This is a genomic window from Cohnella cellulosilytica (assembly GCF_042431195.1).
GTDB classification, from domain to species: domain Bacteria; phylum Bacillota; class Bacilli; order Paenibacillales; family Paenibacillaceae; genus Cohnella; species Cohnella cellulosilytica.
The window spans coordinates 319,205-345,535 of the sequence record NZ_JBHMDN010000016.1 but is presented as its reverse complement, the minus strand read 5'-3'; the positions used below and the strand labels follow the sequence as shown (position 1 = coordinate 345,535).

Sequence of the window (26,331 nt, the reverse complement as noted above, 5' to 3'; positions counted from 1 at the left end):
CGCCGCGTCGAGTCAGGTTTATTGGATTCCCGCTTCTTGCAGATAAGCCAGCCATTGATTGGTGTAACCCTGCTGCACCTTCTCGAGCCCCGCCTGCTTCGCTTTATCCATAAACGTGGCAAGCCCCTTCTCGACGTCCGCGACCTGACCGGCCAGCAGCGGGAACAGATACTGCTTCTCGACCTGCTCCAAGGCGGCGCGCTCCGCCTGGTACTCCGTATAATCCTCGGCAAAACCGGTGTAGATGTCCGGCTTCTGGATTTTGTCCAGCTCGTCGAAGATCGCCTGGACTCCGTCATAGCTGGGCTCGAACAGCATAAATTCCGGATTGCGCCATGCCCAGCCCTGCATGTTCTCTCTCAGGAAGCCGTTCGTGTCGGCATTGCCAAGCATTTTATAATAGCCGTTCTCGACCTCGTAGTTGACTCCCTCGATGCCGTATTCCGTCAATTGATTATAGCGTTTGTCCGTTACCATTTTCTCGTAGAAGGCAAGCGCGCGTTCCGCGTTCTCGCTGTGCGCCGGAATCGCGAAGCCGTTATGAATCGGATGCACCGGCGTCGCATAGCCTTTGGTCAAGCCGTACGGGTGGTAGCCGAGCTCCCAGTCCGGATGAAGCGACTTCATATTGTTAAGCGTTTGATTGTACCGGGTGGGGTTATCGCCCAGCATGGCCGCCGTAGTTCCATTGATAAGTTTATCCTGGTTCGTATCCTTCACGTTCAGCTCGTTTTTCGAGATATAGCCTTTTTCCGCCCAGCTTCTGTACAGCTTCAGATCCTCAAGATGCTCCGCGGAGCCCCAGTAATTCGTCACCTGCGACGGATTGCCGTAAGGCGCAAACACCCCGTAAGGCATAGGGCCTACAATATCCCGGGCGATATCCAGATGAGAGTCGGACAAAGCCGCCGCGACATCCGAACCGATCGCCACCGGCTGAATGTTCGGCTCGTTCTTCTTGATGCCCGCCAGATAGGCTTCGAAGGTAGCCATATCGACCGGCTTGGGCAGGTCGTATTTCTGACGCAGATCTTCGCGCCATACGAATCCGCCCGTTACATACTCCTTGTAGGTAGCAGGCACAGTGTAGATTTGTCCGTCGATTCTGACCGCGTCCCACATATCCTGAGGTACGAATTGATTCAAGACGGGCGCTGCCTTCGGAAGCAGCTCGTCCAGCGGCATAAACGCCTTTTTCTTCGCATACTGCTGATATTGCGTCCATTCGGCGGTGAAGATCAAGTCGACCTTCTGACCCGTGGACAACAGCAGCTTGTACTTCTGATCCCAATCCGTCCACGTCGTAAAGTTGAACTTGACCGTCGCATTCAAATCCTCAAGCGCCATTTTATTGATTTCCGCTTCGATCTTGGCCAAGTCCTTCGGCGCGTTGCCGAGCATGTAGAATTGAAGCTCCACTTTCTTCGAGGTGTCGATGCCCGCAGGCTCTGCGGACGGCGATTCGGACGATCCGGACGGCTCTGCCGACGGCGAATTGGACGCCTGCGACGAGGACGGGCTTTCCGACGACTTGTTGTTATTGCCGCTGCAAGCGGTAATCAGCGATAACAACAGAACGATGGATAAGATCAGACCTGACGATTTTTTCAACTTTCCTGGCATGTGAATCCTCCCTTTGCGTTCCTTCTAAATTATATATGTTAGCCAGTCCCAGGTCTCCCTGAGAGCGGTTCTAACCTTTAACGGCCCCGATCGTCAGTCCTTTAACGAAATAACGCTGAATGAACGGGTAGAGCAGCAGAATCGGTCCGGTGACGACGATCGCCATCGCCATCTTCATCGATTCGGTCGGCACGCCTTCCGTTAAAACGATCCCGGTTCCGGCCCCGATATTTCTCAGGAAATCGGCTGTGTTGATAATGTTGTACAAGTAGAACTGCAGCTGGTACTTCTCAGGGCTGTTAATATACATCGCGGACGAGAACCAGTCGTTCCAGTAATGCAGCGCCAGAAACAGGCCCACGGTCGCCAGACCGGGAACGGCGAGCGGAAGCACGATTCGGTAATAGATCAGAAAATCGTTGGCGCCGTCGATTTTGGCCGATTCCGTCACCTCGTCGGGGACGGCGGAGCTGATGAAGCTTCGCATCAGGATGATCAGGAACGGCGTCATCAGCGACGGCCAGATGAGCGCATACATGCTGTCGGTAAACTCCAAATATTCCGTAATCAAAATATAGTAAGGAACAAGTCCTCCCCCGAACAGCGTCGTGAAGTAGATGACGAAGGAGAAAAAGTTGCGATACTTGAAGTCTCTGCGCTGCAGCACGTAACCGGCCATCGTCATCATGAACAGGCCAAGCGCCGTACCGATAACGGTAACGAGCGAGGTTACGCCATAAGCTCGCAGAACCTCGTCCGGGACCTTGAAAATGATCCGATAGCCTTCCAGTGAAAATTTGCGCGGAATGATGTTGTAGCCTTCCTGCAAAATCGATTCGTTGCTCGACAACGACGCCGATACAATGAGTATGAACGGCAGGATGCACAGAATGCTGCCTCCGATCACGACGACGTAAGCGAGCAAGCGGAACCATACGGCGGAGCCGTCTTCTCTGATCTTCATCGATTGCCTCCCCCTCTAGAACAAAGCGTACTCTTTGTTGACCTTGCGAATGATACCGTTGACGACCATGATCAGCGCAAAACCGAACAGCGACTGATAGACCCCTGCGGCCGTCGCCATCCCCATATCGAACGTAACTTTGAGTGAACGGTATACGTAAGTGTCGAGAATATCGGTCGTGCTGTACAGAAGACCGTTATTGCCTACCATCTGGTAGAACAGATCGAACTGTCCCTTCATGATCGAACCGAGCGAAAACAGCAGCAGGATGACGAAGGTGCTTTTCAACATCGGAACGGTGATGCTCCACGCTCTCTGAAACATGTTGGCTCCATCGATTCGCGCCGCTTCGTAATATTCCTCGCTAATGCCCGTAATGGAAGCCAGATAGATGACCATGCTGTAGCCGAAGCTTTTCCACAAATAAAACACGACAATCAAGATGATCCACAGCCCGGGCTTGTTGTACACGTCTATCGGCGCGATTCCGAATCGCTCCAGCACCGTATTCAGCACCCCTTGTTCATAGTTGAACAGGTTAAACACGATAACGCTCAGAATGACGAAGGAGACGAAGTACGGCAGGAACAGAACCGATTGCGTCATTTTCTTGAACCACTTGCCCTTGAGCTCGCTGAGCAGTACCGCGACGGAAATCGAGAGCACGTTCCCGAGAATAATGAACGCCAGATTGTATCCGATCGTATTTACGGTCAGTTCGATCAGCTTCCCGGACTTCCATAGAAATTCGAAGTTTTTCAACCCGACGAAGCTCATATTGAACAGGCTCGTGTTGAACTCGAACTGCACGAACGCATAATAAATTCCGATCATCGGCGCGTAGTTGTTAATGAGAAAGTAGACGAGTACGGGAAGCAGCATGAGAAATAAAATCCGATTCGCGTACAGCTCGTGCCAGAGCCCTCTTGTTTTCGTTTTGTTCATGTTTCCCCTCTTTCCTCTGATTGACATCCGGTGCAATCCCGTTGGCTTTCGTCCCTTTCCTTGGTTTGTCCCCTGCTTGAATCCAATATAGAAGAGCGGCAAATTCCGGTATAGTGACAATCCGTTTCATCATTGACTTTTTCGGGGGTCGGGAGAGTGAACGAATCTGACATTTCTGCACTGGAGCCGGTTTGTTCAGCTGTTCGGCCGGTTATGCTTGCCGAATCGCCAAAAAAAGCGACAGTTGGGGACGCGCAACCCTGCGTCCTTCACTGTCGCTTGTTCGGTGCGATTTTAGCTGCCGAAAGCTTCTTGGCTTATGTCCTATGAATGGGCTTCGTTCGAATACCGCCGCCAGCCTGCTCCTCCGGGCGCGGGACAGCTTCTATCCTTGAACTTGGCGGCGATTCTGACGAAGCACCCGCATAACGCGCACGTATGCCCTCCGACCAGCTTGGCGCAATCGCGGCACAGGTTCAGCCGCTCTTGATAAATGTCGTCCGGAACGCAGACGCCGCTGTCGGGACGAAACATCGGCGCGGCCAGCAGCTTGTCGATTCGTTCCTCGGACACCCGATAGTCGTCCCGGCAGCCTTTGCACGGCGAATCGCCGCCCGTTCCCGTCCTCATTGCCGCGCAGTCAACTCCAGAACAGCGACGGACATCGGCGGCAGGTTGGCCGTCAACTGCTTGCCTTCGACGACGAAATCGGTAAACGCGGCCGGCGCAACCCGATCGGGGCTGTCGAACGTATTGTGGCCGTCCGTCCGCTCCGAAGCGAGAAGGGAGCCTTTGACCTGTAGGTCGCCCTCGATCCATCCTCTCAGCTCGATGGCAACGCTCGCGCCCGACCGATGATCCAGATTGCACAGACTCAAGTGGATGCGGCCTTCGGCATCTCGCGAAGCGGACGCGGAAATTTGCGGCAAAGCTTCTTGACCGCTTCCGATCTGCTCGACCGTCTCGTGCAGGTCCAGCAATTCCGCATCCTGATGAACCTTAAACAAATTGAAGACATGATAGGTCGGCGTCAGCAGCATGCGCTCGCCTTCCGTAAGAACGACAGACTGCAGCACGTTGACCAACTGCGCGATATTCGCCATGCGGACGCGGTCGCTGTGCCGATGGAAGACGTGCAGCGTAATCCCGGCGACAAGCGCGTCGCGGATCGTATTTTGCTGATACAGGAAGCCCGGGTTCGTGCCCGGCTCGACATCGTACCACGTTCCCCACTCGTCCACGATCAGACCGACGCGCTTGTCCGGGTCGTACTGATCCATAATCGCGGAGTGCCTTGCGATCAGCTCCTCCATATGCAGCGCCTTGCGCAGCGTGATCGTCCATTCGGATTCGGGAAAACCGGTGGCGGAGCCCTTCTCCGACCAGGAGCCCGGAATCGTGTAGTAGTGCAGCGTGATGGAATCCATAAACCGCTGGGCCTGCTTCATCAGCGTTTCCATCCAATGATAGTCGCCCTCGCTCGGCCCGCAGGCGATTTTGTGAATCCGGTTGTCCCCGTAGCTGCGGACATAGGTTTGGAATTGACGATACAGATCCGCATAATATTCCGGACGCATATTGCCGCCGCAGCCCCAGTTCTCATTGCCGACGCCGAAGTACTTCACCTGCCACGGCTGTTCCCGCCCGTTGCGCTTGCGCCACTCGGCCATTGGAGACACGCCATCGAACGTTAAGTACTCGACCCATTCGGACATCTCCTGTACAGTGCCGCTGCCTACGTTGCCGTTAATGTACGGCTCGCATTCGAGCAGCTCGCACAGTCTCATAAACTCATGCGTTCCGAAATGATTGTTTTCCACGACGCCGCCCCAATGCGTGTTAACCATGCGCTTGCGCTCTTCTCTCGGGCCAACGCCGTCCTTCCAATGATATTCGTCCGCAAAGCAGCCCCCCGGCCATCTCAGCACCGGAATTTTGAGCTGTTTCAATGCCTGCAGTACGTCGTTGCGAATGCCGTCCGTGTTTGGAATCGGGGAATCCTCCCCGACCCAGAGCCCTTCGTAAATGCATCGTCCGAGATGCTCCGAGAAGTGTCCGTAAATGTTGCGGTTGATCGTGCCCTTCGCCCGATCCGCGTGAATGACGATTCGGTTGGCCATCTGAATCCTCTCCTTTAGGAATAATATTTTCATTAATTGAATCATAAATACATTAACTACAATTCCATAATAAAAGCGGACAGCTAAAATCGCAAACCTTTTTTGCCGAAATTTCGCAGCCGCATCAAATGTTGTTTAACCTCGTCCTTGTAAAAGCCTCGCGATAAGCAGTCGGTGTGACCCCCGAATGCCGCTTGAACCACTTGGCGAACTGTTTCTCATCCGCGAAGCCGACCCGGTCGGCCACCTCTTTCACATACAGTTTGCTGCCCGCAAGCAGCTGCTTGGCCGCCTCAAGCTTGACGGAATGCACGTAATCCAGCAGGCCGGAGCCGAAGTTGCGCTTGAACATCCGCGTCAAATACTGCTTGTTGTAGCCGCTGTACGCCGCGATTCGCTCAACCGTAAATTGCTTTTCCAGAGCATGGAGCCGAATCCATTCCCGCAGCTCGGCGAGCTTGGGGTCCGGACTGGAAGGCCTCCCCTGCTCCGCCAGCTCGATCAACAAGCAGGTCAGAAAATAGTCCCCGGCATGAGGCAGGCTGTAACCGCCGCTGGCCGCATGCAGCAGTTGACGCGCGAGAATGTGCAGCCGGTTCGGATTGGCGCATTTCGCGTGCAGCGGCAGGAAGCCGTCGGGATCGCGCCCGTCCGCCTCGGGCTGCATGAAGTGGAACCAATAGAACGACACGCCGGGCAAGGAGGGCTTGAACCCTCGATGAAACTGACCCGGCCGCAAAATCATCGCCTCCCCCGGCCCGATCTCGTACCGCTCCCCTTCGACCTCCAAGTAGACGATTTCGGACACCCCGAGCAGCAGCTCGTAATCCGTTATTTTTCTTGCCATATGGGACCAGGGCTCCTCGGCCAGAAAATGGCCGCCCATATGCAGCCGATACGGCCGGTGCGTATAAAACGGCAGCAAGCTCGCAACCTCCCCGCGGAAAGAATAAAAGTCACTTTTTGACACCTAATCTATCGGAGCGCCTACCGACAAAGCCGTGCCTCTTCGTTAAAATGATCATACATCAAACCACCTTCGAATGGAGAGTAGATTATGGAGACGACGAATCGTCGACCGGGCCTTAGCCATCCTGTAGAGCTGAAACACGTCAGACTTAACGACCCGTACTGGCAATCGTACGTGGAGCTCGTCAACGACACGATCATTCCGTACCAATGGGAAGCGCTGAACGACAGAGTGCCCGATGCGGAGCCGAGCCACTGTATTCGCAATTTCCGCATCGCCGCGGGACTGGAAGCCGGAGATTTCGCCGGCCTCGTCTTCCAGGATACCGATCTCTACAAGTGGCTGGAGGCGGTCGGCTACTCGCTGACGAACAAGCCGAACGGCGATCTGGAGAGGCTGGCGGATGAAGCGATCGAGCTGCTCGCGTCCGCGCAGCTGGAAGACGGGTATTTGAATACGTACTTTACGATCCGCAATCCGCAGGCCCGCTGGACGAACCTGACGGATTGCCACGAAATGTACGCCGCCGGACATCTGATCGAGGCGGCCGTCGCCTATTATCGCGGAACCGGCAAGACGAAGCTGCTCGACGTCGCCCGGCGCGTCGCCGATCACATCGATCGGCGATTCGGTCCGGGAGAGCGGCAAATTCAAGGCTATGACGGCCATCAGGAAATCGAGCTGGCGCTGGTGAAGCTGTACGAGGCGACGGGTGAACGGTGCTACCTGGAGCTTGCCGGCTTCCTGATCGACGAACGCGGCCAGGAACCGAATTTCCTGCATCGGGAATGGGAGGCCCGCGGACGAACCTCTTACTGGAATCCCGGCGTCGTTCAGTCCAAGCCGCCCGCGCCGGAATATCATCAAGCCCACAAGCCGGTGCGGGAGCAAGAGGTCGCGGTCGGACATGCCGTACGCGCGGTTTACATGTATACGGCCATGGCGGACCTGGCGCTTCATAATGACGATTCCGAGCTGCTGGAAGCATGCCGAAGACTGTGGGCCAACATGATCGGCAAGCAGATGTACGTAACCGGCAGCATCGGCTCCACCCCTCACGGCGAAGCGTTTACGTTCGATTACGATTTGCCGAACGATACGAACTATTCCGAGACGTGCGCGTCGATCGGATTGATTTTCTTCGCCCGGCGCATGCTGCAAGTCGAGCCCAAGGGAGAGTACGCCGACGTGATGGAACGCGCCCTCTACAATACCGTTACCGCCGGGATCGGGCTGGACGGCAAGCACTATTTCTACGTTAATCCGATGGAAGTATGGCCCGCCGCGAGCAGCGGCAACCCGGGTAGGCATCATATCAAGGCGACCAGGCAGAAATGGTACGGCTGCGCCTGCTGCCCGCCGAACGCCGCAAGGCTGCTCGTATCCGCAGGGCAATACGTGTATACGTCAAACTCGAATACGCTGTATACGCACTTGTACATCGGCAGCGAGACCGAGCTCGAGCTTTCCGGCCGCAACGTGCGCATTCGCCTGGAGAGCGGTCTGCCCTGGAACGGAAATGCGTCGCTGGAGGTCGCAAGCGCCGACGGCTCCGGCAGCTTTACGCTTGCCTTGCGCGTTCCCTCATGGTCCGCCGCAACGACGTTCCGCGTTAACGGCGCCGATGAGCAACCGGTTATTCGCGACGGCTACGCCTACTTTACGCGAGATTGGCGCAGCGGAGACTGCATCGACGCGCAGTTCGATATGACTCCGCGGCGGATTTATGCCCATCCGCAGGTCAGAGCCAATGCCGGACGGGTTGCCCTGCAGCGCGGCCCGTTCGTCTACTGCTTCGAAGAGACCGACAACGGCGCCCCGCTCGCATCGCTGTCGCTGCCCGCGGACGCGGAGCTGACGAGCGCTTGGGATGAAAGCTTGGGCGGCATCTTCGTTATTGAAGCGAAAGGCATTCGGACCGTGGCTGCTAACGAGATCGACGCGTCGCTCTATCGCGGCGATCCGCCCGTTCGGACGCCCGCGAAGCTGCGCGCCGTTCCTTACACAATGTGGGGCAATCGGGAACATGGGGAGATGCAGGTTTGGATTCGGGAAAGCTGACTTCCAGAAATTGCGAGACAGACGGGCGCCGTTCCCGGCGTCCGTCTGTCCGTTTCCATTCCTCGCCTAGGCCGCATAAGATCCACACTCCGACACGGAGCTGCCGATTACTGAGCCTGAAAAGTCGCGTCGTTCTTCTCCAGTGCAGTGCCGATCGGATCGATTCGCAGATTAAAGCCGGAATGACGGATGTATCTGGTCGGATAGTTGTACGACTGGAATGAAGATTTGCCGCCGGCCGCCAAGCCCGGAACCTGGTAGAAGGTCGCATCCGCCGCGAATACTCCTCCCGAATCGGTCTGCGCGTACAGCATGTAGTTGGAATGTCTTAAGTATACGTTCGGATTGCTCTTCAGCCGGAAAGACACGCCGGCGGAATCGGCCAGCCCCGGGACCATAATCCATTCCGAATTGGCGACCGCCGGATTTTCCACGATCTTGGCGGTGCCGTTGTCGTTCGCGATGTAGCGGGACGGATAGTTGTGCGACTGCCATCTGACGGCGTCGATCGCCTGCCCGAATACTTTGACCTCCCACAATCTTGGCGTATACCAGTTGCTCGGATTGTTGTGAAGCTTGGCGTTCGCCATGTTGATTCTTACGTATCTTCCCGTGGCCGAGAACGTATCGGAGGTGAAACCGTAAGTCGTGTTTCCCGTTCGATCAAGCGCCACCGTCCAGTTGACGTTATCTGCGCTCGTTTCGATTTTGTACTGGTAATACCCCTCGGAACCGTTCATCATCCACCACGAGATTTGCACGTTATTGATTTGTCTGACCGTACCGAGATCGACCTTCCACCAATGGGGCCAAGATACGCTTGTGCCGACCCATTCTGTCTGATAGTTTCCGTCGTTGGCGTAACTCGCCGGGTTTGCTCCCAGCGCAGACTGCGCCATTGCCGGCTTGCCCTGGGACAGCAGCGTGCCGTTCGACACCCCGTTAACGACTCCTGTGGCGGCGTCGACGGAGATCGTGTCGTAATAGTCCAGCGAGGCCGATGTGCCGTTCAAGGTCAGAGGCAGCCAGACATACCTTGAATCGCCGAGTTGGCTCGAATTCCACCGATCGCCCACATAGACATAGGAGGTTGCCGCGCTGCCCTGAACGGTCAGAATGAACGCAGGCTGCGAGTAAAAGGCGGATTTGTTGCCTAGCGGCTGCAGCGCCGACCATGGACCGTTCATATTGGTTGCCGTGGAATACATGGCCTGATTGGGATACCAACCCGACGCGCCCGATGTGATCAGATAATAAACATTGCCCTGCTTCACGATGGCCGGCGCCTCCCGGTGATCGCCCTCGTAGATCATGTTAAGTTCGGTATCGATGCCCAAATAATCGGATGTCAATCTGTACAGCCTTAAATTGTAATTGTTGTTCGAAGACGAGACCAGATAGGCCTTCCCATCCGTATCCTTGAAGACGGTCATATCCCTGGATTCGTTGTTGTTGGGCCGGAAGCTTCCTTGATAGACGAAGGGGCCGGTCGGCGTGTCGGATGTGGCCACCGCGACTCTGGCCAGGGTGTAGCCCGCTCCGTCCTCGTAATGCCCCCACAGCACGTATTTGCCCGTCGATTCGTTATACAGAACTTTCGGACGCTCGATCTTGGCGGATTGAAGCTCCGGATGCGAGGCTTGCGTCAGGGCGTAGCTTCGCCATGTCCACGTTTTCAAATCCGTGGAAGAGTAGACGGTAACGGCCTTGAAATTGGCGCTGTTATGAATCTTATCCTCCCCGTACCAATAATAAGTGGAACCGACTTGAAGGATATGACCGCCATGAGCCTGCAGCGAAGCGTTGTTGACATCCTTCCACGGCGTTCCGTTGACGATCGTCTGCGGCGCGGCTTCGACGGCAGGCGCTTCTCCCAAGGCGAGAACCGATACCGCGAACATGACGGCCAGCAGCATTTTCCGCATTTTTCTCATCATTAATCTCCTCTCTTTTTTGAAAGCGCTTAATTACATCTCTATTACGGCACAAACGAACCGTTCGCGTATAGTGCACAATTCAGTGCATGATTGTACTAATCGCACATTGGCGATTGAAAAAATAAAACATGATTGCAGAAATCCCAAGGTTCGCCCCTGAAGAAAAAAAGAAGCCCGTATGAGAGGTCCTTCCGGTCCTCCCACACGGGCTTCTGCAATCCTTAATTGATGATCAAAATCACCTTGCCGTCGACGAAAGCTACAGTATCGAAATTATAGTAGACCCAGGTTTCAACCTTCTTCCCGGACGCGTTCGTGATGCTGGTCCCTGCCGGGCGGCCCCATGCCATTTTTACCTGATCCTTGTTCATGCCCAGCGTCACGTTGCCGGCCTTGATCTGGTTCCAGGTCGCCGCGGACCACTTGTACTTCTTCTTCGGGTCGAAGTTAAAGAAATAATCCTCGTTCGTAAACAGTTCCTTGACGAATTCGGACGACATCGGATAACCCTTCAGCGTTTTGCCCGCCGCGTTCCGGAATTGGACAACGAAGTCTCCCGACGGCTGCGGAACGACGTCGACGACCGTAACTTTGGAGAAACGATCCCAGCCTTCAAAATAATTGACCCAGTAGCTCTTGCCGATAAAACTGGCCAAGCTTCCCTGCATCGCTTTCTTGACGAGTCCCGCCGTCTCGACGGATACGACCGTCAGCTTGGCATCGGCGCCAAGCGAAATTTCGGCGCTCCGCCATTTCGCGTCCCATTTTACCTTTGCGTCAACGGCGGCCTTCAGCAAGGAGTCGGGAATATACGTCTCCCCTTTTTCGGAGAACGGCGCGGCCTTAAGCGTGATCGTTGTGCCGTTTAGCCGGGCTTTTTTATCCCCTGCCTTAAAAGAAAAAACAATATCGCCGATTTTCGCTTCCATCGTTCCGTTTGCGGCGGACACCGTTCCGCCCAGCGCTTTCACAACGGCTTTCGCCGGAACGAATACGGTCCCGGAAACCAGTTTGGCATACGTCAGGTTGTTTGGCAGGCTGGAGGAAACCGTCATCGTTTTCTCGAAGCCGCCGGTCGTCACGGTGACTTGCGCCTGCCCCACTCCGAGCACCTGCAATTGGCCGTCGGCAGTCAGCTTGAGCAAGTAGGGCTTGTCCACTGCGACGTTCGACTTGCTTGGCTCGACCTTGATCTTGGCGCCGTTAGAGTACGTCTCGCGGATGCCGAGCTTCAGCGTATCCCCGACAAGGGGCTTAAGCTCGGAGAGGGAGACGTCCACCGCTTCGGCCTTCGGCCCTTCCAACGGAACGATTTCCCCGTTGTCGTACAGAACCCAGCTCCCATCCTCGCGCTGCGCGTAAAATTGCTTCGCATCCACGTAATGAACCGTCCTCGCGATGGAGATCAGGCCGGCAACTTGGTGGTCGAGCTTCCAGCGCCCCTGATATTCGCCCGTCTGCCACACCGTTCCGTCCTTGAGGGTGACGAGCAGCACCTGCGTCGGGTTGCCGGGCGTGTACGCGATATGTTTGACATTCTGCGCCACCGTAACCGGAAGGATTGTGCCATTGTCGTCGAAGTTCGACGCCTCGTAGACGACCACTTCTCCCGAGTTGAACAGCACGGCGACCTTGCCGTCCATCGCAGTCATGGCGGTAACGGCCGTCGGGTTCGCGATCGTTCCGAGCTTGAGGTTTTTGCCTTGGGCATAATGATCTTTAAGCAGCAAATCCCCGTTCTGCTGCAGCATGGCGAAGCTCGTGCGCGCTAAACCTTCGGAACCGCCTTTCCCGTAAGCGATCTGCAGCACCCGATCGATTCCCTTGAGCTGCTCGTAGTTCTCCCATACCGTTCCATCGCTTCTCAGCCAGTAGCCGCCGGCAATCTGCTTGATGTTGGATGCGTCCGGCGTGAGCAGCGGTTCATGGTCGTTGTAATACTCCATTAATCGTCCGCCTTTTGTAATTCCCAGGCCGCGCTCCGAGATCGTCGCGAGATCCGTGGAAAAGCGGAGTTTTTCAAAACCGTAGACAGAGGTCCACAACGTTCCGTCGTCCATTAGCATCGTATCTTTGCCGATAATCTCCACGATCTTCGGACTCGAGCCGGCTGCGTCCGCCTGACGAGCGTTAGCTCCTGCGGCTGCGGTTACCCCCACAACCAGCGCTGCTGCAAGTAAAATCCGTAAAAACTTCCTCATTGCGCGACCTCTTTCTCCAGTATGCTATCTATTCTCTCTACTAATATACCAGAAAAAGGGGGCGGTACCCTGTCATTATTAACCAATAACTATGGAATGGGCGACATTCCCGAGCGCTTTAATCGCATTGCGGCAGTCCAGAAAACGACCTCTCTGTGTCAGCCCTTTAACGAACCGAGCAGCATGCCCTTATTGAAATGCTTCTGCAGAAACGGATAAACGATCATCATCGGCAGCGCCGAGACGACAATGGCCGCCATTTTCGCTCCCGGCGTGTACGCGATGATCTGTTCCATCAAGGTGGCCGTACCGTCCATCGATTGATTGAGCACGAGAATTTGCCGTAAGAAGACTTGCAAAGGCCACTTGCCGGAATCGTTCAAATAGATGAGCGCCGAGAAGTAAGTGTTCCAGTACCCTACCATATAAAACAAGACGAAAGTCGCTATCGAAGCTTTGGACAGAGGCAGCATAATGCCGAAAAACATCCTCCACTCCCCGCAGCCGTCCACCCGCGCTGACTCCTCCAGTTCACCCGGAACCGAGGAGAAGAAACTGCGCATAACGATCAGGTAAAACGGCGCAACGGCTCCCGGAAGCCAGAGAGACCAGAACGTATCGATCAGGCCGAACTCCTTGACGACCAGATAAGTCGGAATCAGGCCGCCGGAGAACAGCATCGTGAATACGACCATAAAGTTGAATACGGTCCGTCCTTTCAGCCACTTTTTGGACAGGCCGTAAGCCATTAGCGTAGTCATCGAAATACTCAGCGCGGTTCCGACCGCGGTAATGACAACGGCGTTCACGAAACTTTGCGAGAAGCTGTCGTTGGCCAGCAAATAGAGATAGGCGTCCCATGTCCATTCTTTCGGCAGAATGAAAAATCCTCGGGTCAAATATTCTTTCTCGGTGGCGAACGACGTCATCAATACATAGAGCAGCGGCAGCAGGATAGCGGCTCCCCATAAAATGAGCACCGCATAAACAAGAACGTCGAAATAGGTTTCGCTGCCGGAAATTTTGCGAATTTTCATCAGTACACCCCCTCCTTGCCCGACCGTTTCGCAATGGCGTTCGCGGAGAGCACCAACGAGAGGCCGACAACAGACTTGAACAGGCCAACCGCCGTCGTATAGCTGAATTCCCCCTGCTGTACGCCGATCCGATAGATGTAGGTATCGAACACGTCGGATACGACCAGATTAAGCGGATTTTGCAGCAGGAAAATATGCTCGAAGCCGATGTCGATAAAGCTTCCGAGCCTAAGAATGAACAGGATCAGAATCACCTGGGCGAGAGACGGCAGCGTAATATGCCAAATCTGCCTCCAGCGATTGGCTCCATCCATGACGGCGGCTTCGTATAAGGTCGGATCGATGGAGGCCAGCGCAGCCAAATAAATAATCGCGCTCCAGCCGACTTCCTTCCATATGTTCTGCAGCAGCCATATCCACCGGAAGTGATCCGGGTCCGTCAAGCCTTCGTATCGGGGCAGTCCGATGGCATCCAGCCACTGATTCACCCCGCCGAATTCGCTCGCAAACAAGACGACGGTAATTCCGACAACGACGATCATGGAGACGAAATGGGGCAAATACACGACGGTTTGCAAAGTCGATTTGAACCATCTCACGCGCACCTCGTTCAGAATCAACGCGAATATGATCGGAGCGGGAAAATAAAAGCAAATGTCGATCAGATTGAGAATGAGCGTATTTTGGAGCAGGGTCACAAACTGCTGCTCGGTAAACAGTCGAACGAAATGGTCGAGTCCCACCCACTTGCTGCCCCAAATTCCTTTGAAAGGACTGTACTGCTGAAACGAAATGACGATGCCGAACATCGGCAGATATTTAAACAAAACAATCGATAACAGGCCCGGAAGGATCATCAAATAAATAGGGAAAGCGCGCTTGATATAATGGGCCGCGGCCGAAGGCGTCCTTCCTTGGCTATCGATCTTCGTTTCAATGACGGTCGACCTCATGATGCTTCGCCTTCCTTCGCTTAAAAATCGGTCGGCCGCAATCTATGCGGCCGACTCGCCTTGCCTTATTTCCCCTGCAGTTTGGCGTAAGCGTCGTTCATCTCTTGAATGATCCGATCTCCGCCTCCCGCCTTCCACTCCTCGATCGCCTTGTCGATGCTGTCCACAGGCTCCTGGCCAATGACGATTTTAAGCTGGGCCTCCGTAAATTTCGTCGAGAGGTCGTTCCATTTTTGATTATAGGTTTCCGAATAAATTTCCAGACCTCCGGACTCCGGTTTCCAAGGGTACTTGGCATTGTTCGCATTAAACGTATTGTCGAAGTCGGCAATTTCCGGTTCGGTCCAACGGAAGGTTCCCAGGTTCGGATCCGCGCGCTTGAAAAACCAGTTGTTCATAATCCGGGGCAGATCGGTCTCGACGAGATCCGTTGCCTTGTAAGTGCCATCGGCTTCCTTCGTATAGTGGATGCCTTCGATGCCGCTTTTCATAATGTCCGTGCCCTCGTCGGTCACCCACCAGTCCAGAATTTTCAAGATGCGCTGCTGTTTCTTCGGATCGATCGTGCCGTTGACGACCACTTTATTCGCTCCGGTCAAGCCCGTCGGGTTGCCGCGAAGCCCGGTCGGGCCGATCGGCGGGGCCAGTTGGATCAGTTCCGCGCTCGGGTCGATTCCTCTCAGCTTCTCGGTATCCGTTCGCAAGCCGAGCGGGTGATGGGTCCATATCCCCGATTTGCCTGCTTGGAACAATTCGTAGGTGTTGGCCCCCGTCCGGCTGAGGAAATCTTTGTCCATGATCCCTTCTTCGTACATCTTTCTTAAGTAGCTCAGGAAATCTTTCTGCTCCTTCGACTGAACGAACTGGGGAAGCAATTGGCCGTCCTCCAGCTTCCATCCGTTGGCAAGGCCAAAGGCGGCCCGCAATTGCGCCGTGTTGCTGCCCAGCGTATTGTCGGTGGCGAAGCCGATCGTATCCTTCTTCCCGTTCTTGTCCGGATCGTCCAGTGCAAACGCCTTCATAATCGCGTAAAACTCGTCGACGTTAAACGTCTCCTCGCTCGGCATCGGCAGCCCTGCGTTGCGGATCCAATCGGCTCTGACTTGATAGCTGTCCCGATTCTCGATTTCCCACAGCGGTATTCCGTAAATTTTGCCCTGCGGGCTCAGCATCTTCCATTGCTCCTCCGGGAACGCATTCGCCAAATTCGGATATTGATCCAAATAAGGAGCAAGATCCAGGAAAACCTCTTCGTCCTGCCATTTGCCGAAGTTGTCCGAGGTCACCCTGTACAAGTCCGGCAGGCTGCCAGAGGCGGCCATGACGTTCAATTTGTCCTTGTACGTCGGACCATCCGTCCACATGATTTTCAGATCGACGTTGAACTTCTCGTTCAGATATTTGATGGTCGGATGGTCTTCTCTCCACTTGCCGCCGCTCCACGATTCCGGCATAAAGGTCAACGTCAGCTTTTCGGTTCCGTCGTCCACGACTTCGACGCTGCCGGTCGTTCCTCCCGCTTCCGGTGAAGCGGTCTGAGTCTTTGCTTCGCTTCCTCCCGAGGCCTTGTTCGATGCGTTTCCGGAGCAGCCCGCCATAACGGCGGCCGCCAGAAACGTCGCAAGCATAATTGCCAACGATTTCCTCATTCTTTGACCCTCCTGAAAGTTTGGTTAGCCGTTGCGGCTTGAGTTCATCATAGATTAGAAGAGGGCTTTCGATTTTCCAATCTTTTAAGATTTGTTATCCGATTCTACTTTTTTAAATGGAATGCGGATGGATACGACCGTCCCTCTCTCCACGAACGAATCGACGGCGATCCCGTATTCGCTCCCGTACCGTAACACGAGACGCGCATGAACGTTGGCCAGGCCAAGCGAATCCCGCGTCGCGTATTCTCCTTCCTCCTGGCGCTCGGCAACTTGAGCAAGTGAATGGCGAATGCTCTCCAGCTTTTCCGGCGGCATTCCGGGGCCGTTGTCGGCCACCTCCAGAATCAAGTCGCTTCCTTCGTCGAAGGCATTGACCAGAATGCTGGCATTGCCGTTCTTCGGCTCCACCGCGTATTTCACCGCGTTCTCCACGATGGGCTGCAGCGACAGCTTCACAAGGCGAGCCGGCATAAATTTTTCGTTTACGTAAATTTTGCTCTGAAAATTTTGCATGAACCGAATATCGATGATCTCCAAGTATTTACTCAGATGCTCGATCTCCTCGCGGAGAGTCACTTCAAGCGGCTCCAGCTTCGCGGTGTAACGATAAAAAGAAGCCAGGTTCCCGGCGATCTTCTCGATTCTCGGAACCTCTTCCATGAAAGCGATGCTGCGAATCAGCCCCAGCGTATTATACAGAAAGTGCGGATTGATTTGCCCTTGCAGCGCTTTGATCATCGCGTCCTTCTGCCGCACCTCCAACTGCATCTCTCTCAATTGATACCGGTACACGTCGTCAATCAACGAATTTAAACGTCCGACCATCTGACCGAAGCTGCGGCTTAAGCTCTGCAGTTCGTCTCTTCCGGGATGAAACTCGACGCGAACGTTCAAGTTGCCCCGTTCTACCTCATGAATGATCTTCTTCAGTCGAACGACGGGCTCCATAAGGAATCTTGTGAGCGTCGGTACGACCAAAATAACGAACAGAAACAAGAAGACAAGTACGATTAACATCGATTGCGTAGCCAAGTTCAAACCGGTAGCCATTTCTTGCAGCGGAACGATAGCGACGTTCCTCCATTGCGTGAAATCCGAGCGGGTGAACGTGATCAAATAATCTTGTCCCCCGATCTCTTGCACGGTATCCGGTTCGTCTAATCGCAAATCCTTCAAGGCCGTCATCGTTATCGGATTGCCGACAAGGCTTGAATCGGGGTGGTATACGATCGTGTCCGAAGCCGACACGATGAAGAACGTTCCCGTCTTCCCAATCGACGTCTTCCCCATGATCTCTTTCAATTCCGTGAGCGACAGATGAATGACCAATCTCCCGACAATGCGCGTGTTCTCGACGCTGAAAACGGGAATGACCAAAGATACGATCGGTACTTGATAGGGATAAGAGGGATAAGTCGGGATAACGACGGGTTTGGCGCTCGCAGGCAAGCCTAACCAGGGTTCATCGGTCCGATACCTGGCTTGTCCATTCGAAGAAACCCATTCCCCGTTTTCCTTCAGGAGAACGAGACTCTCGATTTCGGAATAGTTGATGGCAATATATCTTCTGAGCGTATCTTCGATGATCGGCTTGTTGGCGGCGGTCAACGGCGCTTTCCCCGTCAACCAGGCTTGAATGGCTCCGGCCTCGCTATTCGCATTAAAGCTGCTGCCCAATAACGGGAGCGGACCGGCGATCACGGCGGAGGTAGATTGGATCATCTGTTTGAAGTATCGGTCGATTTGGTTGTTGAGGCTGGCGGACGAGCTGCTCGCAATGTTGAAGAAATCCTTGGTTGTTGCCCGGGTGTAATAATACTGGGCGGACAGGGCGATCGTGACCACGGCAAGCAGGCTGACCGTCAGAAAAGCGAAGATCATTTTCTGCTTCATGGAGTATCGGTACAGGAAGTTCATCGCAAGCTTCATGGCCCCATCCTCTTTCGAAACTCGTTGGGAGAAACGCCGACCGCGTTTTTGAATACCCGAATAAAATAAGGCTGCGTCGCAAATCCGGTTCTTTCGGCAACCTCGTAGTTTTTCAGTTGGGTTTCACGTAGAAGCTGCTTCGCTTTTTCGATTCGAACCTCCTGGATATATTGAACCAGCGTTCGGCCGGTACAGCGTTTGAACCATGAACTAAAATAAGAAATGCTCATGTTGGCATATTGCGCCATTTCGGTTAACGAAATATCCTTCCTGTAATGAACGTGAATGTATTCGCAAACCCGCTTCACGGCATGATGGGAATTCGCGGCGTTCTGCTTCGCGGAATGAACGATCAAAAGATCGGCCAGATGGCCAAAATGCCGGAGAACTGCTGAATCCTCCGCCCCGCCGAGGTCAAGAGGAACAATCTGGCCCAAGTTCGACTCCTTCGCCATTCCGGTCAGCTTCCAATCGAAAATCCGCAGCAGATTCAATCTCGCAGCCGGATTAATATATTTAAGCTTTAGAACGGAATCGATCAACTCGGTCATCTTTCTGCCCGCCGACTGGGGGGACATTTCATCGAATGCGCCTACCAGCTGCTGAAAACGCGACATGTACTGCCCGATCTCCTTCAGGCTGCCCATGCTTTCCTCGGATTTACGCAATGCCTCTCGAAGCTGCTCCATATCTATCGGCTTCAACAGGTACTCGGTAACGCCGTAGCGAATCGCCTTCTGCGCATATTGAAAATTATCGTAGCCGCTAATGATAATGAAAGCCATCGGAATCTCATGCTCTTGGATCTTATGGATAAGAGACAGCCCGTCCATCTTGGGCATCATAATATCCGTGATCAATATCGTCGGCCATAATTCCTGGATTAACGCCCAAGCCTCTTCGCCGTTCGTCGCTTCCGACACGGTAAACTTGTTCTCCCCGATCCGACTTGCCATTTCGACGACCGAGCTGCGCAGCCACGGTTCATCCTCGGCCACCAGAATAGAATACATCGCTTTCACCTCGCTAGGTTATCTCTCTATTCTAAAAGATAATCGTTGTCTTTTTTTCCTATTATTTATCCAATCTTATTTACTTCTTATATAGACAGACTGCCGGAAGAAAAAAGAAGCCCGTGCGATTAAACTGGCCCCTATGTCAAGGACACTTTAAAAAAGAGAATCTGTCGATGCGCTTAAAGCCTTGCTGTACGGCGTCCTGAACCAGTTCGAAAAGTTTATTTTTACTTAGGTTTTTTCCCTTGGCTAACAGCGGCCTTTCTTTCGTGTCGGCTTTTTTTAGCATTTCAACTTGGGACTCCAGGAGCCTGATCCGCGCATACAAAAAGGACCCCCTAGCCTAAACACCTTTTTTCAAAGTGTCCAGTCTATGGGGTCCAGTTTACTCCCTTCCGCTCTCTATTATTTTTTCGCCGCCGCAGCGGCAGCCGCGTATTCGCCGGCTTTCTTCAACAGCTCTTCGTAAGCTTGCTCCGGCGTGGAAGAGCCGAACTGGATCTTCTCGACAATCAGCTTGTAATCGTTCTTGAAGTTGCCGTATCCGACCGGATCGTTCACGAACTTCTGCGCGTCCGGTGAAACCTGGTTCATGAATTCGACGCCTTTTTTGTCGCCTTCGCTGTATTCCGGGCTCAGGGCGGCGACAATTTCGCCCGATACGGGCGTACCGCGAGTCAGCCCGAGCGTCTTGCCCGCTTCCAGGTCGTTGATGAACCAATCGATGAACGCCTTCGCTTCTTCCTGATGTTTCGATTGCGCGTTAACGCTCCAGAACATGCTCGGCTTGAGCCAGCCGCCCGCTTCGGAGCCTTTCGGCAGCGAGGCGTACTCGTACGTACCCGGCTTCAGCGCATCGATAGCGCCGACCTGGTTGGAGAACAGGTGACGGACGATCGCGTTGCCGTTGACGACGTTGTCGAGCTGCGGATCAAGCTCCTTGTCCGTCGTCGTCAGATCCGGAGGCGTCAGAATGCCCGCGTCCCGCAGTTCCTTCTGCTTCGTCTGATACTCGATCCACGTCGCTTTATCGATGGCCAGATTGCCTTCGGCATCATAGATGTAGCCTTTGCCCATGCTGTATTGGTAAGCGGTGTAGTCGACCAGATCTGCGCTTTGGTCGGCATAGACATACTTGTCGTTGCCGAGCTTGGCTTTCGCTTCTTGACCGAACGCGTAGTAATCGTCCCACGTCCAATTGAAATCGGGCGCCTTCAGACCGAGCTTGTCGACGACGGTTTTATCGTACACCATTCCGATCGCCGCGACGCCGAGCGGTTGGGCGTACAGGACGCCGTTTACCTTGCCGGATTCCATCAGGCTCGGATCGACGTCGGCGGTATTGATGCTTCCGATATCGGCAAGCAGTCCTCTGGACACGTAATCGTTGACATAGGCCGCGTCCATCTGGATGATGTCCGGCGCGCTGCCCGCCGAGTACTGGACCGCGAGCTTGTCGAAGTAGCCGTCCCATCCCGAAAACGTGCTCTCGAACGTCACGTTCGGATGCAGCGCCGTATACTGCTCAAGCGCTTTCTGCGTCGCGTCGTGCCGAGCCTGCGAGCCCCACCAGGCGATCGTCAGCTTGACCTGCTCGTCCGTTCCTCCGGAGGCCGAAGGGCTTGCGGAGGTCGAGGCCGCCGGCGAAGCGCCAGGGCTCGCCGAATTCGCGTCTTTCAAATTATTGCTGTTGCCGCATGCCGTAACCGTTGCCAAAACCAGTAATGAAGCGACTGCGATCGACCATTTTCTTGCCATGTATGAGGTCCCCCTTCAAATTGTCGACTTGCAACTTTATACTAGCATCGGTCTCCGCGAGCGTGTAGAAGAGCATCGAACACAAATCTTTCACAATCCACCGAAAGGCCGTCATTTCGCTTTGTTTTTGAACAGATCGCTCGGGCTTACGCCGCAGTATTTCTTGAACAGCGTGCTGAAGTAAGGAACGTTCTGGTAACCGACCATTTCGGACACTTCGTAGATCAAGTATTTCCCTTCCGAGAGCAGCGCTTTCGCCTTCTCGATCCGAACGCGGATGACATAGTTGGTGAACGTCTCGCCGGTCGTCTTTTTGAACAGCTGGTTCAAATAGTTTTTGGAAATGAACAGCCGGCTCGCCAAATCTTCGAGCGTAATGTCTTCCGCGTAATTCTCGTGCACGTATTCGATCATGAATTCGATCGCCTTGCGATGCTTCTGGTGCAAGACCGGCACCGGAGCCGCTTCCTGCCCCGCCCCGTTCGATTCGTCCTCCGTCAGCAGCCGCTTCAGCGCTTCGTCCGCGGATTCCCGTATGCCATGCCATGAGCTCTTGGGCTCGCCCAGGGAGTAGCGGAGCTTCAAGTCCAAATATCGGCCGGTCTCCTCGACAAGGGTATGGCCGATCCTGCGGCATTCCGCCAGCCGCTCCGATTCGGTCAGCCCGTGATCGGGATCGAGAACGACAGCCGCATGATTGCCGTACAGCCAGGCGAAGCCATGCTTCGGAACGTCCCGCTCCAAAATCTCGCAGGCGATATTGGTGATGGCGAATTTGAACAAGTTCCAGTCGGCGACGGAGATGCCTTTGACGCGCTCGGTCTTCGTCAGCTCGAGGACGAGAACGATCGGCCGGCTGTCCCGCCAGCCTTCGGGCGCCGGCTGCAGGCTGTCCATGGAGCCGGCGCCGACGATGGCCGACTTCAGCCAATCCTCCTCGCTCGCAGGCTCTCCGGCGTTATCCCGGCGGCTCAGCTTCGTCTGCTCGATGCTGCTTAAGTACGAATCCTCCAGCTTCTCGATCGTCGCGGCCAACACCTGACGAACCTGTTCGACCGTAACCGGCTTCGTCAAATAATCTTCGACGCCCATACGGATCGCTGAACGGGCGAATTCGAAGTCGTTGTATCCGCTAAGAATGATGAAGCGTCCGGGGAACTTGCGAGCGCGCAGCCGCTCGATCATCTCGATCCCGTTCATCATCGGCATGTAAATATCGGTGATGACGATATCCGGATTGACCTCCTCAATCAATTTCAGCCCTTCTTCACCGTCGATGGCGTCGCCGGCAAACTCCGCGTCCAGCTCCTCCCACGGAATGATGCTGCGCAAACCGTCCAGCACTTGAAAGTCGTCGTCGACGAGCGCGATTTTCCACATTTACGCGTCCTCCTCCTGCGTTTGCTCTTCGATGATCGGCAATCGAACGATCGCCCGCATACCGCCCGTTTCCCCCGGCATCAACTCGAAGCCGTAAGACGGACCGAACAGCGCCTCGATTCGTTCCTTCACGTTGCGCAGTCCGTATCCCCCCTTGGCGCTCCGGCTCTCGGAGGCCGCGTCGCGCAAGCCGCGCCCGTCGTCGGCGATCGCGATCTCAAGTTGCCCGTCCGCCGGCCGAATCGTGACCGTAAGCTTAGCGCTGCGTCTGCCGTGAAAGCCGTGCACGAAGGCGTTCTCGATGAACGGCTGCAGAATAATTTTGGGCACGCGCAGGCGCAGCGTCCCTTCATCGGCTTCGATCCGGTACTCCAGCCTATCCTCCCACCTGATCTTCTGGAATTGCAGGTAACATTCAATATGCGCCAGTTCCTCGGAGAGGGGCACAAGCCTTCCTGTGTTCGACAGCGCCAGCCGGAACAGCTGACCGAGCTGCGACAGCATCGCGCTGATCTTCGACTGCCCCGCCGTGATCGCCACCCAATTGACCTGATCGAGCGAGTTGTACAGGAAATGCGGGTTAATCATCACCTGCAGGCTTTTGATTTCCGCTTCCCTTCGCTTCTCGTATTGAACCTCCAGATTTCCGTACAGCTCTTCAATTCGCTGCATCAGCTTCTGATACCCCTGGAACAGCCTGCCGAATTCGTTCTTGTAATCATCGGGCAGTACATCCTGCTTCTGCGGCGAATAGTTGCTCATCGCCTTGAGCAGCAGCCCGATCGGCTTCATGAATTGCCTGGCTACGAGCCCCCCCAGCAGCAGGATCAGGAAGATCGCGGCGATGCCGAGCAGCAGGAACAGGCGGGTGATTTGCAAGCTGCTGGCAGTCATGTCCTTCCACGACGTACGCTCGATCAGCGTCCATTTGGAATCGATCGACTTCGACCACACGAGGAATTCGTCGCCCGTCCGCTTGGAGCCGGCGGCGTTCCGCTCGATCTCCGCGGCAATCCCGTCAAGCTGCTCCTGACTGAACGCTTCGTTCACCGTCTGCGTGATCAGTTGGCCCGTCTCGTCCAGTAGAGCGACGCTGGAGCGGCCGCCCTCGGTCTCGATTAAAGCTTGAAACACGGGCACTTTAATATTCAAAACCATTAAGGCGTAGTACTGGTTCAGGTTGTTGTACACTTTTCTCGCGAAGCTGATTACCGGGATGTCCCCGCTGTTCGTCCGGATCGTATGCTCGCTGATCCATGCATCGTCAGTCTTGTCGATGAGCGGATACCATGTTTCTTCCTTCATCTGTTCGAACGGCAGAAACTGAACGTACTCCTGAAGGCTGTAGTTCAGCGGAAGTACGGAATAGACGTGAATCGAATGCAGAATCGGCGTGTTGAAAACGTAATTGTTGAGCTGCGAGCGGATTTCCGCCTGCGCGCGCACTTTATCGTACTTCGTCCCTGCCTGGAACCGGTTGTACGTCACGTCGAAGTTTTTGGACGCGGTGTTCGAGCTTTGCTCGATGCCAACGAGGCTCGTCGTCAGCTTCTTGTTCAACTCGCCCAGCAGCTTCTGCTGATAATGCGACGTGTTGGACGCGATTTCCTTGGAGCTGCTCGAATAGCTGAGCCATACGACGACGCCGACGAGCAGCGTGACGATAAAAGCGAATCCGAAGAAAAAAACGAAATCGATTCGCAGCGTCTTGAACGGATTTCTCACCCCGTTGCTCCTCTCTGCCGACAATGCAAAGAAAGCCGCGAGCTTCGCAGCTTTTTGGAGACGACTCAGAGAATATCCTATTCTTTATCCCGTGCTGAATCGTCTCCGACAAAAACGCTCGTCCAAAAGGCGCCAAAGTCGTTTTTGCTTGCAATGCCGAGACTGTCTGTATTCTATCCTTTCACCGCGCCCGAGGCAATTCCTTCGACAAAGTGCTTCTGCGCGAAGAAAAACACGAGGACGGACGGAACGACGGAGAGCAGCGACATCGCCAGCAGTTGCCCCCAAGGAACGGAGCCTTGGGAATCGATGAACAGCTTGAGCGCGAGGTTCATCGTATATTTGTCGACCGTGTTCAGATAGAGCATCTGCCCGAAGAAATCGTCCCAGTTCCAGAGAAAGCAGTAGATTCCCACCGTCACCAGCGCCGGCTTGATCAAGGGCAGCACAATTCTCCAATAGATGCCGAACCAGGAGCAGCCGTCGATCTTCGCCGATTCGTCCAGCTCCTTCGGAATCGAGCGGATAAACTGCACGAGCAAATAGATGAAGAAAGGTCCGCCGACGCCCCCCGCGAGAAGGTGAGGAACATAAAACGGCAAGTAAGTGTTCAGCCAATTCAGTTCGTTGAACATGACATACTGCGGCACGATCGTTACTTGGGTCGGCAGCATCAGCGTCACGAGCATAATTGCGAACCATACGTTGCGCAGCGGAAAGTCGAGCCGCCCGAAGGCGAAGGCGACGAGACTGCAGGAGACGATGCTCGTGAACAGCACGCCCAGCACGAGCTCGAACGTGTTTACGTAGAAATGCGTGAAGGCGTAGTTCGGCACGGCGTTCCAGCCTTCCGAGAAGTTGGACCAATTCAGCTTCTTCGGGAACAAGGAGGCGGAGCTCATCTCCGCGTTCGTCTTGAGCGAGGCGCCCAGCCACCAGAACACGGGATACATCATGAGCAGGCTGACGGCCAGCATGGAGCCGTGCAGGCCGAGTCGTTTCATCGTTGCGGTCATCCCCGTTTGCCTCCTTGCGTTTCATAGAATACCCAGTATCGCGACGTGGCGAACAGAACCGCGGTAAAGGCGCCGATCAGGAAGAGCAGAATCCAGGCCAGCGCGGAAGCGTAACCCATCTGGAACTTCGTGAACGCCGTCTGATACAGGTACATGACGTACACGTAAGTGGAATGGACGGGACCTCCGTTCGTGACGACGAACGCTTGCGTGAACATCTGAAACGAGTTGATCAGAGACTGCACGGCGTTGAACAGAATAATCGGGGACAGCATCGGCAGCGTGATCCTCACAAACTGCCGCCACTTGCTCGCGCCGTCCACGGAGGCGGCTTCGTACAAATCGCGCGGAATCTGCTTCAAGCCCGCGAGGAAGATAATCATCGAGGAGCCGAACTGCCATACCATCATCAGAATCAGCGTGCCGAGCGCGTATTTCGGGTCGGCGATCCACGATTTGCCCGAGATGCCGAAGAAGCCGAGCACATCGTTCACGAAGCCGTTGCGGCCGAAAATGTTTTTCCACAAAATCGACACCGCGATGCTCGTCCCGATCAGGGACGGGAAGTAGACCATCGTGCGGTAGTAGGCGATCCCTCTGATCGGCCTGTTCAGCATCATCGCGATCAGCAGAGCGAACGCCAAGCGAAGCGGCACGGTGAGAAGAACGAACAAAATCGTAATTTTGAGCGTATGCGGGAACGTATCGTCGGCGGTGAGAATTTTGCGGTAATTGTCCAGCCCGACCCAGTTCGGGGCGGACAGCAGCGAATAGTCGGTGAACGAGTAATACAAGGACATGCAGATCGGCCCGAGCGTCAGCAAAATAAAACCGATCAGCCACGGCGATAAAAATAAGTAGCCCGCGAGGGGCGATTCCCAGCGCTTCTGTCTAACCTTCATTTGCATACATTCCCACTCCTGTCGTCTATCCGGTTGCCTGGCTTTCTTTGCGTACCCTCATTATATAAGCGGTTGCCGGCGGCGATAAGGAGAGGATCGAATGCGATTCTTTCACTATTCAACAAAAAATGGACGCCTCTCG

At 54.7% G+C, this 26,331-nt stretch carries 19 protein-coding genes; 1 reads left to right on the top strand and 18 read right to left on the bottom strand.

The features are described 5' to 3' along the window. Positions 1-18: 18 nt before the first annotated feature. The 6 genes from ACFFT4_RS13475 to ACFFT4_RS13450 all read right to left on the bottom strand — a co-directional run bounded on the left by ACFFT4_RS13475 (position 19) and on the right by ACFFT4_RS13450 (position 6,577). Complete coding sequence (locus ACFFT4_RS13475) at positions 19-1,623, bottom strand: extracellular solute-binding protein (protein ID WP_378048387.1); 1,605 nt, start codon at positions 1,621-1,623, stop codon at positions 19-21. 70 nt (positions 1,624-1,693) lie between these two features. Beyond that, complete coding sequence (locus tag ACFFT4_RS13470) at positions 1,694-2,587, bottom strand: carbohydrate ABC transporter permease (protein WP_378048385.1); 894 nt, start codon at positions 2,585-2,587, stop codon at positions 1,694-1,696. Between the two features lie 15 nt (positions 2,588-2,602). Beyond that, a complete protein-coding gene (locus ACFFT4_RS13465; protein WP_378048382.1) occupies positions 2,603-3,532 on the bottom strand; it encodes an ABC transporter permease in 930 nt (309 codons plus the stop codon). A gap of 324 nt (positions 3,533-3,856) precedes the next feature. Next, positions 3,857-4,162 (bottom strand): DUF6171 family protein, encoded by a 306-nt coding sequence (locus tag ACFFT4_RS13460; protein WP_378048380.1) that lies wholly within the window; start codon positions 4,160-4,162, stop codon positions 3,857-3,859. Then, entirely contained in the window at positions 4,159-5,652 is a 1,494-nt protein-coding gene (locus tag ACFFT4_RS13455) for an alpha-N-arabinofuranosidase (protein WP_378048379.1), read from the bottom strand. The genes ACFFT4_RS13460 and ACFFT4_RS13455 overlap by 4 nt, the downstream gene beginning before the upstream one ends. Positions 5,653-5,776: 124 nt before the next feature. Further along, complete coding sequence (locus ACFFT4_RS13450) at positions 5,777-6,577, bottom strand: AraC family transcriptional regulator (protein WP_378048378.1); 801 nt, start codon at positions 6,575-6,577, stop codon at positions 5,777-5,779. 132 nt (positions 6,578-6,709) lie between these two features. Here ACFFT4_RS13450 and ACFFT4_RS13445 point away from each other — a divergent pair, with 132 nt between their 5' ends. Beyond that, positions 6,710-8,683, top strand: a complete 1,974-nt coding sequence (locus ACFFT4_RS13445; RefSeq protein ID WP_378048376.1) for a glycoside hydrolase family 127 protein — start codon at positions 6,710-6,712, stop codon at positions 8,681-8,683. A 107-nt stretch (positions 8,684-8,790) separates the two neighbouring features. Here ACFFT4_RS13445 and ACFFT4_RS13440 read toward each other — a convergent pair whose 3' ends face one another. The 12 genes from ACFFT4_RS13440 to ACFFT4_RS13385 form a co-directional block, all read right to left on the bottom strand. Next, positions 8,791-10,617: an AbfB domain-containing protein gene (locus ACFFT4_RS13440; protein WP_378048374.1), complete on the bottom strand. Its 1,827-nt coding sequence runs from the start codon at positions 10,615-10,617 to the stop codon at positions 8,791-8,793. Positions 10,618-10,841: 224 nt separating this feature from the next. Then, complete coding sequence (locus ACFFT4_RS13435) at positions 10,842-12,821, bottom strand: copper amine oxidase N-terminal domain-containing protein (RefSeq protein ID WP_378048373.1); 1,980 nt, start codon at positions 12,819-12,821, stop codon at positions 10,842-10,844. Between the two features lie 158 nt (positions 12,822-12,979). After that, entirely contained in the window at positions 12,980-13,858 is an 879-nt protein-coding gene (locus tag ACFFT4_RS13430; RefSeq protein ID WP_378048371.1) for a carbohydrate ABC transporter permease, read from the bottom strand. Further along, complete coding sequence (locus ACFFT4_RS13425; protein ID WP_378048369.1) at positions 13,858-14,811, bottom strand: ABC transporter permease; 954 nt, start codon at positions 14,809-14,811, stop codon at positions 13,858-13,860. The genes ACFFT4_RS13430 and ACFFT4_RS13425 overlap by 1 nt, the downstream gene beginning before the upstream one ends. Positions 14,812-14,876: 65 nt before the next feature. Continuing rightward, a complete protein-coding gene (locus ACFFT4_RS13420) occupies positions 14,877-16,460 on the bottom strand; it encodes an extracellular solute-binding protein (protein WP_378048367.1) in 1,584 nt (527 codons plus the stop codon). Between the two features lie 84 nt (positions 16,461-16,544). Then, a complete protein-coding gene (locus tag ACFFT4_RS13415) occupies positions 16,545-18,392 on the bottom strand; it encodes a sensor histidine kinase (RefSeq protein ID WP_378048366.1) in 1,848 nt (615 codons plus the stop codon). Continuing rightward, positions 18,389-19,405, bottom strand: a complete 1,017-nt coding sequence (locus ACFFT4_RS13410) for a response regulator (protein ID WP_378048365.1) — start codon at positions 19,403-19,405, stop codon at positions 18,389-18,391. Before ACFFT4_RS13410 ends, ACFFT4_RS13415 begins: the two co-directional genes overlap by 4 nt. A gap of 408 nt (positions 19,406-19,813) precedes the next feature. Continuing rightward, positions 19,814-21,166: an ABC transporter substrate-binding protein gene (locus ACFFT4_RS13405; protein ID WP_378048363.1), complete on the bottom strand. Its 1,353-nt coding sequence runs from the start codon at positions 21,164-21,166 to the stop codon at positions 19,814-19,816. Between the two features lie 111 nt (positions 21,167-21,277). Further along, a complete protein-coding gene (locus tag ACFFT4_RS13400; RefSeq protein WP_378048361.1) occupies positions 21,278-22,546 on the bottom strand; it encodes a response regulator in 1,269 nt (422 codons plus the stop codon). Next, positions 22,547-24,271 (bottom strand): cache domain-containing sensor histidine kinase, encoded by a 1,725-nt coding sequence (locus tag ACFFT4_RS13395; RefSeq protein ID WP_378048359.1) that lies wholly within the window; start codon positions 24,269-24,271, stop codon positions 22,547-22,549. It abuts the gene before it with no gap. A gap of 173 nt (positions 24,272-24,444) precedes the next feature. Further along, positions 24,445-25,287 (bottom strand): carbohydrate ABC transporter permease, encoded by an 843-nt coding sequence (locus ACFFT4_RS13390; protein ID WP_378048357.1) that lies wholly within the window; start codon positions 25,285-25,287, stop codon positions 24,445-24,447. Then, positions 25,284-26,195, bottom strand: coding sequence for a carbohydrate ABC transporter permease (locus ACFFT4_RS13385; RefSeq protein ID WP_378048355.1), 912 nt, complete (start codon positions 26,193-26,195; stop codon positions 25,284-25,286). The genes ACFFT4_RS13390 and ACFFT4_RS13385 overlap by 4 nt, the downstream gene beginning before the upstream one ends. Between the last annotated feature and the right edge of the window lie 136 nt (positions 26,196-26,331).

Bases quoted from the DNA above. Each gene is read 5' to 3' on its own strand.
- ACFFT4_RS13475 (WP_378048387.1), bottom strand. From the start codon at position 1,623: ATGCCAGGAAAGTTGAAAAAATCGTCAGGTCTGATCTTATCCATCGTT.
- ACFFT4_RS13470 (WP_378048385.1), bottom strand. From the start codon at position 2,587: ATGAAGATCAGAGAAGACGGCTCCGCCGTATGGTTCCGCTTGCTCGCT.
- ACFFT4_RS13465 (WP_378048382.1), bottom strand. From the start codon at position 3,532: ATGAACAAAACGAAAACAAGAGGGCTCTGGCACGAGCTGTACGCGAAT.
- ACFFT4_RS13460 (WP_378048380.1), bottom strand. From the start codon at position 4,162: ATGAGGACGGGAACGGGCGGCGATTCGCCGTGCAAAGGCTGCCGGGAC.
- ACFFT4_RS13455 (WP_378048379.1), bottom strand. From the start codon at position 5,652: ATGGCCAACCGAATCGTCATTCACGCGGATCGGGCGAAGGGCACGATC.
- ACFFT4_RS13445 (WP_378048376.1), top strand. From the start codon at position 6,710: ATGGAGACGACGAATCGTCGACCGGGCCTTAGCCATCCTGTAGAGCTG.
- ACFFT4_RS13440 (WP_378048374.1), bottom strand. From the start codon at position 10,617: ATGAGAAAAATGCGGAAAATGCTGCTGGCCGTCATGTTCGCGGTATCG.
- ACFFT4_RS13435 (WP_378048373.1), bottom strand. From the start codon at position 12,821: ATGAGGAAGTTTTTACGGATTTTACTTGCAGCAGCGCTGGTTGTGGGG.
- ACFFT4_RS13430 (WP_378048371.1), bottom strand. From the start codon at position 13,858: ATGAAAATTCGCAAAATTTCCGGCAGCGAAACCTATTTCGACGTTCTT.
- ACFFT4_RS13425 (WP_378048369.1), bottom strand. From the start codon at position 14,811: ATGAGGTCGACCGTCATTGAAACGAAGATCGATAGCCAAGGAAGGACG.
- ACFFT4_RS13420 (WP_378048367.1), bottom strand. From the start codon at position 16,460: ATGAGGAAATCGTTGGCAATTATGCTTGCGACGTTTCTGGCGGCCGCC.
- ACFFT4_RS13415 (WP_378048366.1), bottom strand. From the start codon at position 18,392: ATGAAGCTTGCGATGAACTTCCTGTACCGATACTCCATGAAGCAGAAA.
- ACFFT4_RS13410 (WP_378048365.1), bottom strand. From the start codon at position 19,405: ATGTATTCTATTCTGGTGGCCGAGGATGAACCGTGGCTGCGCAGCTCG.
- ACFFT4_RS13405 (WP_378048363.1), bottom strand. From the start codon at position 21,166: ATGGCAAGAAAATGGTCGATCGCAGTCGCTTCATTACTGGTTTTGGCA.
- ACFFT4_RS13400 (WP_378048361.1), bottom strand. From the start codon at position 22,546: ATGTGGAAAATCGCGCTCGTCGACGACGACTTTCAAGTGCTGGACGGT.
- ACFFT4_RS13390 (WP_378048357.1), bottom strand. From the start codon at position 25,287: ATGACCGCAACGATGAAACGACTCGGCCTGCACGGCTCCATGCTGGCC.
- ACFFT4_RS13385 (WP_378048355.1), bottom strand. From the start codon at position 26,195: ATGCAAATGAAGGTTAGACAGAAGCGCTGGGAATCGCCCCTCGCGGGC.